21 protein-coding genes are annotated in these 17,879 nt (G+C 39.1%); 15 read left to right on the top strand and 6 right to left on the bottom strand.

The features are described 5' to 3' along the window. Together AC570H_RS09185 and AC570H_RS09190 are read left to right on the top strand one after the other, a co-directional pair. Complete coding sequence (locus AC570H_RS09185) at positions 1-450, top strand: MauE/DoxX family redox-associated membrane protein (RefSeq protein ID WP_497353933.1); 450 nt, start codon at positions 1-3, stop codon at positions 448-450. Between the two features lie 60 nt (positions 451-510). Continuing rightward, positions 511-813 (top strand): hypothetical protein, encoded by a 303-nt coding sequence (locus tag AC570H_RS09190; protein WP_497353935.1) that lies wholly within the window; start codon positions 511-513, stop codon positions 811-813. Between the two features lie 327 nt (positions 814-1,140). On the opposite strand, the gene AC570H_RS09195 is transcribed toward AC570H_RS09190, so the two are convergent. Beyond that, positions 1,141-2,124 carry a potassium channel beta subunit family protein gene (locus tag AC570H_RS09195; RefSeq protein ID WP_497353937.1) on the bottom strand — a complete coding sequence of 328 codons (984 nt, stop codon included), beginning with the start codon at positions 2,122-2,124 and terminating at the stop codon, positions 1,141-1,143. Between the two features lie 143 nt (positions 2,125-2,267). Between AC570H_RS09195 and AC570H_RS09200 the strand changes: the two genes are divergently transcribed. Then, the gene (locus AC570H_RS09200; protein ID WP_497353939.1) at positions 2,268-3,215 is read left to right on the top strand and encodes a M28 family peptidase; all 948 of its coding nucleotides are present in this window, start codon (positions 2,268-2,270) and stop codon (positions 3,213-3,215) included. 54 nt (positions 3,216-3,269) lie between these two features. Here the strand turns inward: AC570H_RS09200 and AC570H_RS09205 are convergent, their stop codons facing one another. The 5 genes from AC570H_RS09205 to AC570H_RS09225 all read right to left on the bottom strand — a co-directional run bounded on the left by AC570H_RS09205 (position 3,270) and on the right by AC570H_RS09225 (position 7,068). Next, positions 3,270-3,536, bottom strand: coding sequence for a hypothetical protein (locus tag AC570H_RS09205; RefSeq protein WP_497353941.1), 267 nt, complete (start codon positions 3,534-3,536; stop codon positions 3,270-3,272). 155 nt (positions 3,537-3,691) lie between these two features. After that, on the bottom strand, positions 3,692-5,275 hold the full coding sequence (locus AC570H_RS09210; RefSeq protein WP_497353943.1) for a S41 family peptidase: 1,584 nt from the start codon (positions 5,273-5,275) through the stop codon (positions 3,692-3,694). Positions 5,276-5,314: 39 nt separating this feature from the next. Continuing rightward, positions 5,315-5,923, bottom strand: coding sequence for an HAD hydrolase-like protein (locus AC570H_RS09215; protein ID WP_497353945.1), 609 nt, complete (start codon positions 5,921-5,923; stop codon positions 5,315-5,317). Positions 5,924-5,931: 8 nt separating this feature from the next. Beyond that, positions 5,932-6,408, bottom strand: coding sequence for a hypothetical protein (locus tag AC570H_RS09220; RefSeq protein WP_497353947.1), 477 nt, complete (start codon positions 6,406-6,408; stop codon positions 5,932-5,934). Positions 6,409-6,417: 9 nt separating this feature from the next. Continuing rightward, entirely contained in the window at positions 6,418-7,068 is a 651-nt protein-coding gene (locus AC570H_RS09225) for an ABC transporter ATP-binding protein (RefSeq protein ID WP_497353949.1), read from the bottom strand. 175 nt (positions 7,069-7,243) lie between these two features. On the opposite strand from AC570H_RS09225, the gene AC570H_RS09230 reads away from it, so the two are divergent. The 12 genes from AC570H_RS09230 (at position 7,244) to AC570H_RS09285 (ending at position 17,069) form a co-directional block, all read left to right on the top strand. After that, positions 7,244-7,873, top strand: a complete 630-nt coding sequence (locus AC570H_RS09230) for a hypothetical protein (RefSeq protein WP_497353951.1) — start codon at positions 7,244-7,246, stop codon at positions 7,871-7,873. 110 nt (positions 7,874-7,983) lie between these two features. Beyond that, on the top strand, positions 7,984-8,280 hold the full coding sequence (locus tag AC570H_RS09235) for a winged helix-turn-helix domain-containing protein (protein ID WP_497353953.1): 297 nt from the start codon (positions 7,984-7,986) through the stop codon (positions 8,278-8,280). 44 nt (positions 8,281-8,324) lie between these two features. Next, positions 8,325-8,624 (top strand): hypothetical protein, encoded by a 300-nt coding sequence (locus AC570H_RS09240; protein WP_497353955.1) that lies wholly within the window; start codon positions 8,325-8,327, stop codon positions 8,622-8,624. Positions 8,625-8,642: 18 nt separating this feature from the next. Continuing rightward, positions 8,643-10,259: a DUF4153 domain-containing protein gene (locus AC570H_RS09245; RefSeq protein ID WP_497353957.1), complete on the top strand. Its 1,617-nt coding sequence runs from the start codon at positions 8,643-8,645 to the stop codon at positions 10,257-10,259. A gap of 69 nt (positions 10,260-10,328) precedes the next feature. Further along, complete coding sequence (locus AC570H_RS09250; RefSeq protein ID WP_497353959.1) at positions 10,329-11,099, top strand: ferritin-like domain-containing protein; 771 nt, start codon at positions 10,329-10,331, stop codon at positions 11,097-11,099. 113 nt (positions 11,100-11,212) lie between these two features. After that, positions 11,213-11,791 carry a hypothetical protein gene (locus tag AC570H_RS09255; RefSeq protein ID WP_497353961.1) on the top strand — a complete coding sequence of 193 codons (579 nt, stop codon included), beginning with the start codon at positions 11,213-11,215 and terminating at the stop codon, positions 11,789-11,791. 12 nt (positions 11,792-11,803) lie between these two features. Continuing rightward, positions 11,804-12,265, top strand: a complete 462-nt coding sequence (locus AC570H_RS09260; protein WP_497353963.1) for a hypothetical protein — start codon at positions 11,804-11,806, stop codon at positions 12,263-12,265. Positions 12,266-12,403: 138 nt separating this feature from the next. Next, positions 12,404-12,841: a hypothetical protein gene (locus tag AC570H_RS09265; protein ID WP_497353965.1), complete on the top strand. Its 438-nt coding sequence runs from the start codon at positions 12,404-12,406 to the stop codon at positions 12,839-12,841. 277 nt (positions 12,842-13,118) lie between these two features. Next, entirely contained in the window at positions 13,119-14,309 is a 1,191-nt protein-coding gene (sucC, locus tag AC570H_RS09270) for an ADP-forming succinate--CoA ligase subunit beta (protein WP_497353967.1), read from the top strand. Between the two features lie 131 nt (positions 14,310-14,440). Continuing rightward, positions 14,441-15,799 (top strand): hypothetical protein, encoded by a 1,359-nt coding sequence (locus AC570H_RS09275; protein WP_497353969.1) that lies wholly within the window; start codon positions 14,441-14,443, stop codon positions 15,797-15,799. A gap of 11 nt (positions 15,800-15,810) precedes the next feature. Continuing rightward, a complete protein-coding gene (locus AC570H_RS09280) occupies positions 15,811-16,818 on the top strand; it encodes an SPFH domain-containing protein (protein WP_497353971.1) in 1,008 nt (335 codons plus the stop codon). Positions 16,819-16,823: 5 nt separating this feature from the next. Next, a complete protein-coding gene (locus tag AC570H_RS09285; RefSeq protein WP_497353973.1) occupies positions 16,824-17,069 on the top strand; it encodes a hypothetical protein in 246 nt (81 codons plus the stop codon). The last annotated feature ends 810 nt before the right edge of the window (positions 17,070-17,879 follow it).

A 17,879-nucleotide genomic window follows, 5' to 3' on the forward strand; every position in this document is an offset into this window, starting at 1 on the left:
ATGAGCATTTCATCTACCTATGAAAAACGGATTATTCAATTGGCCGCCTTGGCTTTCATCTTTCTTTGGTGTTATACGTTAGCCACCAAACTGATCGATATCAAAGCATTTAGGTGGTCATTGTTTAATCAGCCTTTGCCACATTTCCTTGTGGTAGGCCTGCTTTTTTTATTACCCATAGCCGAACTTATAGCTACTTTATTTCTGTTTTTTAGCCGTACCAAACTTTATGGCTTTTACCTGTCCTTTGTGCTGATGCTTACGTTTACGATCTATATTGGTTTGGTTATCAATCATTTTTTTGATTCGATACCCTGTTCATGTGGTGGCATATTAGAAAACACCAGCTGGACTGATCATTTTTATTTCAACTTATTCTGGTTAATGCTTTCCACTTTAGCCATTATCCTGATGAAGAAAGGAGGTAATAAAAAAACAGCGTACATCTAACCATAATTTATGGCTTGGGCTTGGTTGCCCTAGCCTATTTACTCATCAAAAACTAAAACTATGAAAACCAAAAGAATTGGTGCACTAGCTTGCATCCTAGCAATTGCGATTGCTTTTACTCAAAGTGCTTTTAAAGCCCCTAAATCTTCTTACTATGGCAAAGTTATGCACTCGCCCACTTCATGGAGTTGGGAACCGATTGCTGGACTTGAACTGGTTGAAGAAGGAGAATTAGGGCCAAACACCTATAAGTGTAGCTACAGCGACGAACAGACCTGTACTGCAGTATTTACCAGCACCCCAGCGTCAAACGATCCAGAAAGTAGCGCCGCAACTTTGGGGATTTTTGAATTTAATAGATAGATCCAGCGCATATGTTCACTAGTTATAGGGGGACGTATGCATCATCGCAGAAATGGTTTCATATAACAAACAGACCATTTCGTATAAGATTTTAACGCTTCTATATAAATCATTTAAATATATCCGTTGATTTAGCCAACTTTAAAACGCTAAGTCATTTTACCCGCATCTAAATTAAATCAGACGCTCTTGTCGGATAATTTATTTGGAATTAAGCCCAAGTTGTGCGCTTGGGCTTAGTTATTATACAAGATCTTCATTTCGGAAAAAACAAAAAGTCTCTAGATAAATGCCTAGAGACTTTTTTGTTTTGAAAGCGGATGACCCTTAAAAAGGAGACAATACGGGTTTGGTACCCATAATCTTTTCAATACTTTCCATTACCTTATCTGTTAGCAAAGGTACGACCTCTAAAACCGTTAAATTTTCTTTCAGCTGTGCAGGTTTAGATGCACCCAAAATCATAGTGCTTACATTTGGGTTTTTAAGGCACCAAGCTAGCGATAGTTTAGCTACCGAAAGATTCATTTTATCAGCCAGCTTTTTCAATGCTTCCACTTTTTTCAATTTCTCTGTCGCCATTACCCTATCCTTTAGCCATTCCAATCCATTCAGTTCCAAGCGTGTATCTTTTACATCGCCACTCGAATATTTACCAGAAAGAAGACCAGAAGCTAATGGAGACCAAATGGTCGTACCCAATCCATGTTCCTTGAAGAGGTGGAGGTAATCATTTTCCAATTTTTGGCGCTCAAACAAATTGTATTGGGGCTGTTCCATGGTTGGGCCAATCAAATTATATTGCTTAGCTACTGCTATAGCTTCCATAATTTCTGAAGCGCTCCACTCCGAAGTACCCCAGTACAAGATTTTGCCTTGTTGCAAAAGGGTGTTCATTGCCCAAACCGTTTCTTCTATTGGTGTTTGTTTGTCTGGTCTGTGGCAAAAATATAGATCTAAATAATCAACCTGCAGCCTGCTCAATGCTCCATTACATGCTTCAATTACATGTTTGCGAGATAAGCCCACCCTGTTTGGACCTTTGTTTTCTGTACCGAAGAATACTTTGCTAGAAACTACAAAAGATTCGCGATCCCATTTTTGGGCTTTCAGAATTTTGCCCATTACGATTTCCGATTTACCTTCGGCATAACCTTCGGCATTGTCAAAAAAATTAACGCCGGCATCATAAGCTATACCCATCAATTCATCAGCAGTTTTGTCGCTAATCTGGTTGCCAAAAGTTAACCAGCTTCCAAAAGAAAGCGCACTTACCTGCAGGCCAGATTTTCCTAAACGTCTATATTCCATTTTGTCTAATTTTAGTTTGAATAATGTCCCAAATTAAGATTAATCTTACAACATTGAGGTTTCGCATTAAGTTTTTACAAAAGTCAAACGCATAATTTATCCCCTAATATCTTTACCTTAGTTCCAAAACAAAACCAAGATCAATGAAAAGAATATTTCTGATTCCATTAGCTTTATTAATAAGCTGTGGCACAGTTAAAACCACACAAACCGATAATAAAACCGGAGCACAATTGCTTAAAGACGTAGAAGTACTCTCCTCTGATGCTTATGAAGGGCGCAAAACCGGAACAAAGGGTGGCGAAATGGCTAGGACCTATTTAACAGGGAGGTTAAAAGAAATCGGATTGAAGCCTTATCCAGGCCAAACCGGCTACGAGCAGGCTTTCGAAATCAAAGGCCGTAATGGTGCAGCAGCTGTTCAAGGCAAAAACCTAATTGCTTACATACAAGGTAAAATGGATAACATTATTGTGATTTCGGCCCATTATGATCACGTTGGTGTAATTAAGAACGAGATTTACAATGGTGCCGATGACAATGCTTCTGGCGTTGCCGGGCTTTTACAGTTTGCCAAATATTTCTCGAAAAACAAACCAAACAATACCCTTATTTTTGCCATTTTCGACGGCGAAGAAATGGGGCTTCAAGGGGCGAAGGCATTTGTAGCCAATCCGCCAGTGACACTTGAGAAAATTAAGCTCAACATTAACATGGATATGATTAGCCATAATGACAAGCAAGAACTTTATGCAAGTGGCACCTTCAAATATCCGCAGTTAAAACCATTTTTGATCACAACCAATCCTAATCTTAAATTATTGTTGGGCCACGATGACCCTAAACAAGGCCGTGACGACTGGACCAACCAAAGCGATCAGGGAGCTTTTAATGCCAAAAACATCCCGTTCATCTATTTTGGGGTGGAAGATCATAAAGACTATCATAAGGCTACAGACGAGTTCCAGAACATCAACAAACAGTTCTTTATCGATGCGGCCAATGCAATACAGGAAGTGATCGTAAATATCGACAAGCAAAGAGACATTCAGGCTATTTTTAGGGAAAGTCTCCAAATGAAAAAGCAATAAGCTTAAATTCAAAATAAAAGCCCGTTTCGATAGCTGAAGCGGGCTTTTTTTGTTTTAAAAATCGATATCGATTACGCTTTTTATCGGAATATGGATATTGTTTTTGAGTTGGATGTATTTTTCAGTTACCGACCAAACTGTAGTGTTCACTCTTTTTGGTCCATCAATAGTGTTAAATTCAATAGTAGCTTTAGCCTTAAATTCGTTTCCCAATCGCTGGGTCGCTGCTAATCTGTTGGTTAGTTCTTCTGAGAGTGAGCTTGGAGAAGGTACGATCTTAGTAACATCTATAGTTTCTTTTTCAATCAATTCGCTAGTCATAGTGCATTCGTGTTTTGTGTATAACAAGCTTAATTATTTTTTGCTAATTAGACAAAAAAAGCAGGCACCTTTTTATAAACTCAATGTAAAATAAAAGTTAGCTTATAAACAAAAAAGACCACATTTAGTGGTCTTTTTCAATTATGAATTGGCTATTAATTCTTTCTTTTCAAACGGGTTTCAATCATCCCTACAAACTCTTTGTTGTCTAGGTTTGTCTCGATAACCTGACCCGATTTTACAGCAAGGTTTCTCTCTTGAACTACAGATAATTTAGCTTGGCTGGTTACGGTAACACCTGGGGCCAAAATGCCTACTGCCTTTTTCAGAAAGTTATCATTTACATTACCAAAATCGTACATCACCGTACCAGTAGGAATTTCATCATCAACTGCATCAGGAACCATTCCATTGTAATAACCTCCTTGGCCTAATGAATTTTTGGATTCGAACAAAGAATAATATACATCGTATTTGTTCTCTATGGTAATAGGGAAAAAGCCAACGGGTTTGCCGTAGGTGGTTAGGCCGACCAATTTAACATTCATATGTGGCTTAAGGCTATTAATCACCAGCTCACTGGCTGAAGCCGTGTTGCCAGTCACGATGAAAACAACGTTCTGTACATTGCCCAAAGCACCTTTTTTTGCAAAATTATTGGTATTGGCGGCAACAGAATAATTAACGTCTGCATAGGTTACCATTTTGCCGTTTTGATACTGCACCTTACCATTTCCATCAAGCAAAGGCTGATGACTTAATATCTTGGCATTTCCGGCTTGCATTGTTGCATTGTAATATTCGGTATACATTACTCCTGTAGTACCAGCAGGTGCGATCAGGTTGGTTAAATACTCAGCCGTTGCTACATAACCGCCACCATTATACCTTAAATCAACCACCAAATCAGTAACGCCGTTTGTTGCAAAATCGCTAAAGATTGCATTTAAGGCAGTATTTGAATTATCAGGATTTGAAAACCTGGCATAAGCCAAATAACCGATCTTTTTTGTACCGGCAGTTATCACTTTAGATTTGTAGATCGGGCTGCTTTTAAAAACAGCTTTGTTCAGCGATGTGGTATAGCTATCGCCAGTACTCTTTATCCCTTCCAGGTTTAAGGTTGTACCGTTTAAAGCTGCGTTTATGGAATTACTTTGCGCCGTACTGTAATTGGTACCATAAGTTACACCATTCATTTTTACGATTTTATCGCCACGTACAAACCCTGCCTTCTCGGCTGGCGAATTTTGATAAACTGCGGTAACATATACGGTATAACTTGCAGTTGTTCCATACAGTCCTACCCTAATTCCAAAATCATTACCATTGCCTTCTAAATCGACTGATGCTGTGGTCGCAATAGAAGCCGTAGGATTTTTATCAGCCCGGTCTTGTATATAAGAATATTTAGAACTCGTTGCTCCAGCCTTGTATTCATAAGGGATGGAGTACTTGGTGATTTCGAACAATTCTTCATCATAATTATCCAAAGCCGATCCTGAATTTGTATATTTTCTAGGATTAAATATTTCGTAAGTAGGCAATGCTGTATTCCACAAATAAACTTCCTTGGCATAAAGAAAAATAGAATCCCTTGTCAGATCGGCTCTTGATGCCGTTGGTGTAACTGGCGGATCTGGTGTAGGTGGTGGTGTAGGCGTTGTTTTACTCTTCTTGCAAGAAGATGCCAATGCTACAGCTAGCATGGCCAAAACAGTAAGTGACTTTAGTTTCATTCTCAATAAGTTAATCGATACTAATTAACGGATTTTTTTTTACAATAGTTTTGTTACACTAAAATATTCTATGTTCAAATCAGCCGCAAAGTTCTCATCTCTTTTGCTATCGCCTATAATTACCATATCTTCTTTAGTCAGGGTATGCTGTGCTAACATAAAATCGATACTTGCCGATGATGGTTTAGGCTCAAACTCGGCTGTAAAATACACCTTGAGGTACTGTTCCAAACCATTCCACTCCATTTGCTTGATTTTATTGATGGCCTCGGCCGGATTGCCATCAACCAAAATAAAGATCTCTTTCCTTTCAACGACGATTTCCTGCATAAAAGTCAATACCTGCTGGTAAAGCAACAATTTTAATGGCAACCTTGCATTTTCGTGCAACAGGTCAAAATTATGCTGGTATTTCTTATCAATTCCAAACTGAGTAGCAGTTTTATCGAAAATACCTTCGGCTCCGTTCGCTAAATATGCTGTCTGCATGAAAGTAATCATCGCTACCGAATCAAGCTGTTCCGTATAAGCCATAAATTCGGCAAAAAGGTAATAAACCTGCAAGAGATAGTCTTTTTTTGGATAAAGCACATCGTCTAAGCCGAAAACAAAGGCTTTCTTGGTTTTTAGATAAGTTTCAAATGCCATAAATTCAATTAGATTGTGATTAAAGAAAGTTGGCCATCAGTCCATGCAAAGGCGCCATTTAAGCCTTGCTGTTCTTGCCAAACCTGATTTTCGGTGCTGGCGTATACTAGTTTACCGACTTCATAAACAGCCCAGTCGTTTAATTTAGGTGTTTGTCCTTTGTCCAGGTAAAGCTTTAGTTCATCATCATTTGGCACCAAAAGCTGAATACCAAATTCGCCAAACAGAACTTTGGCTTTGGCCAATGCACTTATTTCGAAAGGATAGAGAGGCAAAACAGCAGTAATGTCTGCATCTAGGCAGCTGCTTAATATTTGATGGGCTATGGTCTCTTCGTTTTTTAAGCCCAGGCTCATCATTTGATAAGCTTTGGAATTGAGCATGGGTACATCGCCATAATCGGCCAGTATAACTTCGTATTGCTCAAACGCCTTTAGCAGTTTTAATGGGGCAAGGGCGGTTCCGCCGGTAATTAACAACTTCAAATCTTGATCCTAAATAATGAAACCATCTTTCATGGTAACTACCCTATCGCTGATTTTTGCCAGGCTTTCGTTGTGGGTTACAATGACAAAAGTCTGCTTAAAATTGTCTCTCAAATTGATAAACAATTGATGCAGTGCATTGGCATTTGCCGAATCGAGGTTACCCGAAGGTTCATCAGCCAAAACAATTGCCGGATTATTGATCAGCGCGCGCGCTACGGCAATGCGTTGCTGTTCACCACCCGAAAGTTCATTCGGCTTGTGGTCTGCCCTTCCGTTCAAATCAAAAAGAGCCAGTAATTCATGTGCCCTCTTTTCAGCTTCTTTCTTGCTCTTTTTAGCAATAAATGCCGGAATACAAATGTTTTCCAAAGCTGTAAACTCTGGCAATAGGTGGTGAAACTGAAAAACAAAGCCGATATTCTCGTTCCTGAATACGCTGAGCAGATCGCCAGAAAGTTTGTTGATTTTAGTGCCTTTGAGTTCTACGGTGCCCTCGTCTGGTTTATCCAAACTGCCAAGAATATGCAACAGAGTGCTTTTTCCTGCACCAGAAGCCCCAATGATACTTACAATTTCGCCTTGTGCCACTTCAAAATCCACCCCTTTTAATATAGGTAGACTTCCATAAGCTTTCTTAATACCTATCGCTTTTAGCATGGCACAAAGTTATTATTTTATAAATTAAGATCGAGCTATTTTAAAATTCAGCTACCAATAAAGCAGAGCTGGTCAAAACAATGAACCTTGCTTTGGCTTTATTTTATATTTTTTTTCGAAAAAACTTGCGACTTTGATTTTTCTACATAACTTTGAAAAACAAAGTGCTTTTAATATGAGTAACCAAGAGGAACAATTGAATGCCCTGAGCGATATCAGAAACATGATGGACCGCTCTTCTAGATTTATCTCTTTAAGCGGCCTATCAGGTATATTTGCAGGTATCACAGCCCTCGCAGGCGCCTATTTTGCCTATCTTGAACTAGGCAATTACCGTAATGGCAAGTACGGCTATGGCGTTGATGCAGATATAGACATCGAATTTAGGTTGTTAAAACTTGGCATTATTGTATTGATTGTGGCGCTTGTTGGCGGCTTTCTTTTTACCTACAGACAAAGCAAAAAAAGAAATATGCCAATTTGGGACAGGTCGTCGAGGATGCTTTTGACCAACCTTTTCATTCCGCTTTTCGCCGGAGGCGCATTCATCCTGGCTTTGCTCATCGAACACAACAACGTAGCCCTTATTGCACCTTCTTGTTTGGTTTTTTATGGCTTGGCATTGATCAATGCCAGCAAGTATACTTATTCGGATATTCGTTTTTTAGGGATATGTGAAGTAATTTTGGGGCTGATTGCGATGTTTTACATTGGCTATGGCCTTTATTTTTGGGCTATTGGCTTTGGTGTACTCCATGTTATTTATGGAGTTATCATGTACTTTAAATATGAAAAGGCCAAATAGGTATCGTTTATCAAAATTTAGCTCATGAAAGTGCCGTATTTTCTGAATTACATAAGTGGAATGGTTAAATCATCGCAGCTTCATCATCGCTGAAAACAAAAATTAAACAGATGAAAAACCCTATAGAGGCCTTAAATAAAATATTCGACAGCAGGATCAGGCTTGGCGTAATGTCCATCTTGATTGTGAACGAGCGCGTGAGCTTTAACGAGCTCAAACAATTGCTTGAGCTTACTGATGGCAACCTGGCTTCGCACCTGCAGACTTTAGAGCAGGCCGAATACATCAAGGTACAGAAAGCATTTGTTGGCCGAAAAACCAATACCACCTATATGATTACCGATTTGGGCAAACAGCATTTCAAGGCACATTTAGATGCTTTGGAAAAAATGATCAAAGGAATTTAATTTTTTTTATACTTTAACTTTGAATTTCAAAGTACTTTTTAAAAATGAAAACACCAGAAAAAAACTTCACGGCCAATATGGGCAAGCAAATCGCAAAATATTCGGCTATCCTAGGAACCGTCATCTTTCTACTTTTTTGCATCACTCAATTTACACAATTGATGTTCTTAGGTCTCGGCTATATTGTACTTGCTGCAATCGTTAATGGTATTTTCCTACTGCTCCTACTCATCGAAATATTAACCAATGCAAAAGATCGTACACAATTGTTCATTTCCCTGGGCATTATGCTCTTAAACATTCCACTCTCGCTTATTTACGCAAGCATTGCACTCAATATCTAAACCTTCATACAAATTCAAATGGAACAAAAATTAGATTTCAAGCTCCTCGCCATTTTTGCCGGAGGACTCCTTTTCACCTTTCTTTTCTGGATGGAAAGACTGGCACTCAACCTCCTCCTCTATTCGGTATTTATTATACTGGCCTTGCTATTTGACAAAGGCATACACAAAAGCGGAAAACTGTTTATACTAGGTGCTACGCACTTATTGGCCGGAGCTCTAGTAGTTTATAACCAATCGGGGCTAACCATAGTTGCCTGGTACATCAGTCTTGCGGTATTTGTGGGTTTTGCCCATGCGCAATTGATCAGGGGTGTTTTTACCGCCATTATTTCATTCCTGATGCAATTGTTCACCTCTCCTTTCAACCTCATCCAAAGAATAATGAATGTGAGGATCGGCAATTTTTCGCTGAAGCCATTGGGTAAACCCATTAAGTATGTGGTACTGCCCATCTTTGTACTCATCTTGTTTACCGCCTTGTATAGCAATGCAAACGAAGTCTTTGCCAAATACCTTGATCAGCTCACCAATGGGATCTCCGTTTTTTTTACCAATATCTATAACTTCTTCTTCGCCGATCTGAGTTTTATCCGTGTGATGCATGTAATATTGGGCATTATGTTTACCACAGCCATTTTACTTGGTTTGAAGGGAAATGGTGTTGAGGCACTCGAACTCAAATGCAAGGAGCAATTGGTGCGCAACAGAAAACGCAACAAGAATACTTTTGGCTATGAGCTAGCTGATCTCTTCTTGGGCAGCTTTATTAAAAGAAAACTGGCCCTCAAAACAGAAAATATTGTTGGTGTGCTCTGTTTTGCCTTGCTCAACCTCTTGTTACTGTTTTTGAATCTGATAGACTTGAGCACCTTATGGCTAAATGCACAAAGAGAAACCGTAACCAACTACGCATCAGAATTGCATGATGGTACAAATGCGCTTATCCTCAGCATTGTATTAGCCATGCTCGTTATCCTTTACTTCTTTAATGGCAACCTCAATTTTTACCGCAAAAACAAAACCTTAAAGCTGTTGGCCATCATCTGGATTGTACAAAATACCTTTTTGGTGCTTTCGGTAGGGCTAAGAGACTACAACTACATTTTGATGTACGGCTTAACTTACAAAAGAATCGGTGTAGTTGTTTTCTTGTTGCTCTGTACCATTGGTCTGGCTACAGTCTATTTAAAAGTGGCAAAGCGAAGAACTTTTTTCTTCCTCTGCAAAGCAAATGGCTTGGCTTGGTATATTCTCTTGTTTGCCTTCTGTTTCGTGAATTGGGATGTGTTTATAGTGGAATATAACCTTAAAAACCAAAAACCTGCTGCGATAGACATTGATCACTTAACCGATCTTTCTGACCAAACCCTGCCCCTGCTCGATCAGAACCGAAAACTGTTAAATGCAGGTTTAAAAAATTCTGAATTTTGGCCTTTGCCTATCACTACTGTTTCTAGCGACACAACCAAAACAGACATCGCAGTAAACAAGTTAACCGAACAACAGGAAGCAGAGCTGGCTTTTAACAAACGCCTGGATGTAAGGATTACCAATTTCAAAAAACGTTACGACAATACGACCTGGCTTTCATGGAACTACCGCGAATGGGAAGCCCGTAAATATTTTCATTAAAAAAACTGGTTAAATCTGATGCTCTCTAATCTATTTAACGCTCTCATCCCTTAACCTAAAAACCAAACCATGAAAAGCTCCAGCTATTGGAAAGACTACTTTGATCAAAACCTTAAAAAAGAAAGGATTGATTGGACAGTTAGCCCTGCATTAACCACTCATGAAAAACAAGAAATCCTAGCTTCGCTGCAAGCCTGGCAATTGGGAGAAACTTCTGAAGGCACTAACCTGATCAATGCCGCCAGTAAACATGCCGCTAAACTCAACGACAAACATTATGTAGACGCCATCAGGCTGTTTATCAAAGAAGAGCAGAAACATGGCGAAAACCTGGGTAAATACCTCGATCGGATTGGCGAACCGAGAATCAAAAAAGACTGGGGCGACAGCTTGTTCAGAAAAGTACGAGGTCTCAATACGGATATGGAATTCTGGACGATTGCCGTCATTACCGTAGAAAGCACCGCACAGGTTTTTTACCAGTGCCTAAAGGATGCCACTCAATGCAAGTTGCTCAAACAGATCTGTACGGACATTTTAATAGACGAAGCTGCTCATATCACCTTTCAACTGGAACGGTTAAGCTTGATTTATCAACAGAAGAACAAACTCATGCGGGGGTTTTCCTTTGTTTTCTATACCTGCTTTTACTATGCCACCATCTTAACGGTTTGGTTCGCGCACCAACAGCTGTTCAAGGCTGGCCATGTACATTTTACCAGCTATTGGAAAAAGATGCAATCCAAATTCAGAAAGACCATTAAAAAACTGAGAACGAGAAATGAAACTGCAAGCGAAGCTACTACAAACTGGCAAACTCACAAATCATGGGAAGTTTAATCGTTATCGCATTGCTGATTTTAGCGTTTATCATCGTTATGGTTAGCTGAGCCAAAAAACCATCAATAACAAACTTTTACTGGCTTAACCTTAACCAATTAATTCCCCCTAACATGAACACCTTTAAAAACATCCTTTCAGTTGTCTTAATCCTTTTAGCACTTTTCCAGGCTCCTTATTTTTATTATTGCGCATTTGGCTTCTTGAGTTTCTTTTTAATGATACCCTATTCAATTATCGCATTAATGCTTACGGCGACGTTAATCATATTGATCACCAAGAAGGAACATAAAAACCATAAATTTCATTTGATTGCACTTTATTTTTCTGTCGTTATTGGTACGCTGGCATTGTTTGTTGAAGATCAAATGGAAAAAGTTGATTGGGCAATTAGAAAATCGGCGAGGAACGAGATTGTTCGTATGATCAAATCGGGAGAAATCGCTACAGAATCTAATGTCTATTACGTGAAGGAGTACCAGTTTCCACCTGTTTCTAATGGCGGAAACGAAATCATCATTGACAAAGAGAATGGCAAATTAAGGGTAACCTTTTTTATTGACAGAGGGTTTTTAGACCATTTTTCTGCATTTGTCTACACTGAAGATAAAGATTCGCTGAAGGACATGATTTTTGGGAGCATCAAGGGCATACGCCACATTGAGGGAAATTGGTACCGTGTAGCACATTAAAAATCTGTTCAAATGGGCATTGAAGTTTATTTTATCCTTTTCTTTTTGGCGCTAGCCCTCTGCTTATTTTGGAGCCTGGTTTTTAGATCTGTAGAAAATGCTACTAAAAGAAAAGTGATTACCGTTTTGCTTACTTTAGCAAGTACTCCGATTATCTATCTAGCGCTTGTCTTTTTGATTCTCTTTGCACCCACCTACCATGCAAATCATGATTTTGACAAGGAAAAATGGAGGAATGATCCTGAAATGCGTTATGAACTCACCAAAGACTTAATCAACAGCGAAATTTTGATAGGAAAAACCAGAGCAGAAGTCATACAGCTTTTAGGCCGGGAAAACAGCAATGGAAATAGCGAAGACCTTTGGTACTATGATATTGGCTTAACACCAAGTATTAGTAATATTGATCCGGATCTTTTGGAAATCCATTTTAAAAACGGCAGGGTTGTTTTGGTTAAACAAATCAGTACTTAGGCTTTAACTAAATAAATTAACAACGAATAAATCATGGAAAGTTTAGTATTTATAGCATTAATCATTATTGGCTTCTTGGTTATGACGATGCCAATTTGGCTTGGTTATATCATTTATAAAATACTTAAAAATCGAGTCTTGAAGATTTTGGTTGTTATTGTTTTTGCTATTGCTGGTGGCTGGAATATTTATGAAGTTTACATCTCATTTTACCCAACGGATAGTTTTTATTTAGAAGATTTTAAGAAAATTACACTTACCGATCCGCCTGAAAGTGCAAGGGTAGTTAACAAATCGGCTTCCAATCCCGACCTTCACGGCGATTATTGTTCGGCTTCGGAAATCATACTGGCACCGAAAGACTATCAAAAGCTGTATAAGCAACTTGATGCAGATAAGAAATTCATCAAAAACGGAGTCCATTTTAGCAGTGAAGAATTCGACAAAATAATCGGGAACAAGGAACAATTAATTGAAGTGGGCTTTTCAAGAGAATATGCAGATCGAGACCAAGCAGTTTATATTGGATTCTTAAAAGACCGAAAAACCATCATCACCAATTTTTGCATATGGTAAAAATGCCAACCGCAAAAATTAACCTTTAATTAAATACCCCTTTCTTCTGGAACGGTGTATTACAATGGCCCCACTTACTAAGGCAACTTGTACATAAATTGATAAGGGGCAAAATTGCTCCTTTTTCTTTTTCTAGGCCATTCTTTTCATGCCCTATACAACTAGAATTAAACATTTTGTAATTTCTCGAACACAAAAGCACTATTTATTAAAAAATCGACCTGTTGCTATTGGCATAAAGCTTTTGAAATTGTAGATTTGGGCAAATTTTTGAGCAATGAATATCCACGAATATCAAGGTAAACAAATTCTAAAAAGTTTTGGCGTTGCCATACAAGAAGGCATCGTTGCCGATACAGTTGATCAAGCTGTTGAAGCCGCCAAAAAAATGAAAACCGACTATAACTCTGACTGGGTTGTAATTAAAGCCCAAATCCATGCAGGTGGCAGAGGTAAAGGCGGTGGCGTAAAGCTGGCCAAAAACCTAGACGAGGTAAAACAAAGAGCAACCGATATTTTAGGCATGCAATTGATTACCCCTCAAACTGGTCCTGAAGGAAAGAAAGTGAGCAAGGTTTTGGTTGCACAAGATGTGTACTATCCAGGTCCATCTGAAACCAGTGAGTTTTACATGAGCGTTTTGTTGAACCGTGCCAATGGAACTAACATCATTATGTACAGTACCGAAGGCGGTATGGATATCGAAGAAGTAGCAGAACATACGCCACACTTGATCTTCAAGGAAGAAGTTGATCCTAAAGTTGGTCTTCAAGGCTTCCAGGCACGCAAAATTGCCTTTAACCTTGGCCTAAGCGGCGCTGCGCATAAAGAAATGGTAAAATTCGTTGCAGCATTGTACAAAGCTTATGATCAAACCGACTCGGCAATGTTCGAAATCAATCCGGTTTTAAAAACCAGCGATGATAAAATCATTGCAGTTGATGCCAAAGTAAATTTGGATGAGAACGCTTTGTTCCGTCACCCAGACTACGCTGCAATGCGCGATAAAAGCGAAGAAGATCCAACAGAAGTTGAAGCAAGCGAAAGCAACCTGAACTATGTAAAGCTTGACGGCAACGTTGGCTGTATGGTAAATGGTGCTGGATTGGCCATGGCAACGATGGATATCATTAAAATTGCCGGTGGCGAGCCTGCCAACTTCCTTGACGTAGGCGGTACTGCCAATGCACAAACCGTTAAAGCTGCTTTCAACATTATTTTGAAAGATCCTAACGTAAAAGCCATCTTGATCAACATTTTTGGTGGTATTGTTCGTTGCGACAGGGTTGCCCAAGGCGTAATTGATGCCTACAAAGAAATCGGTGATGTTCCAGTTCCAATTATCTGCCGTTTGCAAGGTACCAATGCAGAAGAAGCTAAAAAACTGATTGATGATTCAGGATTGAAAGTATATTCAGCCATTGCCTTAAAAGAAGCTGCCGACTTGGTAAGCAAAGTACTCGCTTAATCAGACAAATTAGGAGACATTGCAAATGTCTCAATATAGATACAAAAGACCAGCCGTTAAACGTGCTGGTCTTTTTTTGTTGGCAACCTTTTTGCTAGAAATCTAGAGAAGCCAATTTTTTAAACGCTCGTATGCCAAAAAACATCAAGCCCATACAATGCCCAAAATGCGGAAGCACGCAGGCAATAGAACTCAGAACGGATTTTTATAGATGCAGGAGCTGTGGAACGGAATATTTTATAGACAGTGACGACATCAACATCAACCACAATTACAACTCAACACCCCCACCTAATTTTAGCACACCCAAAAGAACATTGTGGATTTTACTGGCCGTTGGCGGCTTTGTATTTATGATTATTCTGTTGCCTATTGTCATTTCGATTTTTAGCAGCTCATCAAAACAAAAAAGCTACGGCACTTATGCGGGCAGCGCCAAAAAAGAAGACGGCTATAAATGGAAATCTGGTTATCTCCAAAAATTTTACCTGGCCAGAAACGAAGGTGATGTGTATGTTTTGATAGGGCGCATCGAACCAGAAAGCTACAGCGCCAACGATCCTTTAAAAAATAACATCTACGTCGGTTTTTATGACATTTCCACTCAAAAGCAACTTAAAATAACCGAATTTCCCTTTAAGTCAGACGGCGATATCTCGAGCAACAGTTTCAAGTTCAAGGTTTTCGATGATGGCAAAACTTACGTGACCTATCAAGATTCAGAAGTACTTACCTTAAACCCGAAAACGCTCGAATTTGAAGCGATTACAGATAGTTATGTGAAAAATGTCCCCGAATTTAATGTAGGCATCGCCAAAATCGAATTTAAATATGAGAGTTACGGCAGCGGCTATACCGTTACCAACAACGAAGGCAAAAAATATGCCTATTACCCATTAACAAATACCATAGTAGTTGACGATAAGCTGTACAATCTATTGAACAGGGCCATACCCAACGCTACTAAAAAAACAGATTACACCTTTAGTTCGCAAAGCTCAGATTATCCGGACGAAAAAATACAATTAGTAGCCTATACCAGAGAATACAAAGCTGGCTATCCAAGAGACGAGCCAAGGTTTGAATATACAAAGGACTATGGAGGCTCAGGGATATTTACCGATGCCTCGCCTTACCGCAAGGTTTTCCTATTAGACTGGCACAAGCAGCGAAACCATGTCATCAGCTACACAAACCTAACACCGAACCGCACCTATTTTAGTGCAAATGTGCTTGATTACAACGATAAGGAAATATTGATCAAGTTTAAGCCGACACCCAAAGATAACGAAACCTACATTGTACAGCTTTTAGACAGCAAAACGGCCAATATCAAATGGTCGTATAAAGGCGAACAAAGCGTAAGCGAGGGATACATTTTAAAAAACGGCTACCTTCTTGATACTTACAACTATATCCTGCTCGACAAGAACGGAAAGCAGGTAAATAAACTAGACCTGAACAACCTCTCTTTAGACTATAAACCTTAACTATAAAAGCCATGGGCATATTCAATTTATTCAGGAACCAGCTTTCGAAGATAATACAATGGGAAAACCAAGATCCTTCCCTGCTATGGTATAGATTTGAAAACGAGCGCAACGAAATCATCAATGCAAGCAAGCTTATTGTAGCACCGGGCCAGGGATGCATTTTGGTTTATCAGGGAAAAATAGCCGATGTAATTGAACAGGAAGGCACCTATAACCTCGAAACCGATAACCATCCCTTCATCACAACCCTGCTAAAGATTAGGCAGAATTTTGAGAGCGAGCACAAGCTTTATGCTTTCTTTTACCTCAAAACCGAAATCACCAACCAGAATTGGGGCACGGCAAGTCCGATCAAATACCTGGATGGTGTTTACAATATCCCGGTTGAAATGGGTGCCAACGGCAATTTCTCCTACCGTATCTCCAATGCCAGCTTTGTATTCAGCAACATCATTGGCAATTTAGAACAGTATAGCAAAGAGCAGATGAGAACGTTGATCGGCAACCGTATCCCACAGGCCATTTCAAGCTACCTGGCTGGACAAAAATTTTCTTTCCAGGAAATTGATGCACAATTACCAGCTATTGCTGCTGGCGTAATCGCCCTGATCAATCCAGAATTTGAAAAGCTTGGCCTTCAGCTGTCAGACTTTAAAATTACCGGCACCATTTTCGACGAAAAAACCACTGCAAGAATTGGACGTGTGGCCGATGTAACCACCGATACGATGGCAGCTAAAGTAGCCGGACTGGATTATGTTGCGCTGGAAAAACTACGGGCATTACGCGATGCTGCGCGAAACGAAGGCGGTTTGGCCGGCATAGGCGCTCAAATGGGCGTAGGCATGGAGCTAGGCAGGCAATTTAACGATGAAAGAGATAAGCTGCTCAACGATAATGGCGACGATGATACCGTAAAGAAGCTTCAAAAGCTTAAGATTTTATTAGACGAAGATATCATTACCGCTGCCGAGTTTGACGAGTTGAAAAAACAGTTGCTAAGCAATTTAAAATAAAAGCCATGAAATATTTTATTGGATCTCTAACCATTTTGGTCTTGTTGTTTATACTCACCTATTTTCTGTTGTCTTACTGGGGCATCAGCATGATGGACAGTACAAATTTTAACAAGACTGTAGCTACAATTGGCATATTGGCCGTTTCGGCAGTAGTATTTACCGCAATCATTGCTTTTTTCTTTAAAGACGGCTCAAAAGGCTATGATAAAACCAAAGGTAATGTAGCCCATCCGAGGAACCAGGGATAGCTTAGTCTTAAGTCGGTAGTCTTTAGTCCATAGTCGATGGCTGATGGCTGATGGTTGATGGTTGATGGTTGACTTAATATGATACAAAATAAACACCTATTTTAGAAAAGCAAGGCTTGGTGTTCTTCGGTAAATCCAGCCCCGCTTTTCACTACAAGCCTCTCCCGATAAAAAATCGGGATTCGGGCTTTTCGTTTCAATCAGGTTTAGGGAGCATCATTTTGTGCAATTATGTCTAGTTGTACAGCTCCAACTCCAATAGCCCAGATTGGAGCGACATCCTTTTTTGCCTTCGTTTTCAAAAAAGATACAGCGGAAAGCTGGACTAGCTTTAATCGCTATTGCAGGCACTGCGCTCCAAAACAAGTTTAGCTATTTTAGAATTTTAACAATTACCAAAAAAGACATAAAATAAAAGACCAGTCGAATCATCGAGCTGGTCTTTTTGGTTATAGTTGTTAGGTTAGTTAAGTTCTGATCTGTAGATTTTGATTTTTTTAATGAAAAAGCTCTGGCCATCCAACCAGAGCTTTAATCAAACCAAATATAAATGTACTTTTTTGTATGAACACCACAAATATAAACAAATATTTTAAAAATTATAATTAAAAATTAAATTTTAACTTATTTTTTTCATTAAAAATCAATTAAAAAGTATTTATAAATACAAAACAGCAAAAATTCATAAAAAAATAACATAATTTATATGCAAAAACTAAATATTTAATCATTTAGTACCAATTAAAAACAAAAAAACATCAAATAAAACATAACAAAATCACAAAAACATCATAAAAAAATAAACAAAAC

This window comes from Pedobacter sp. B4419, assembly GCF_059693725.1.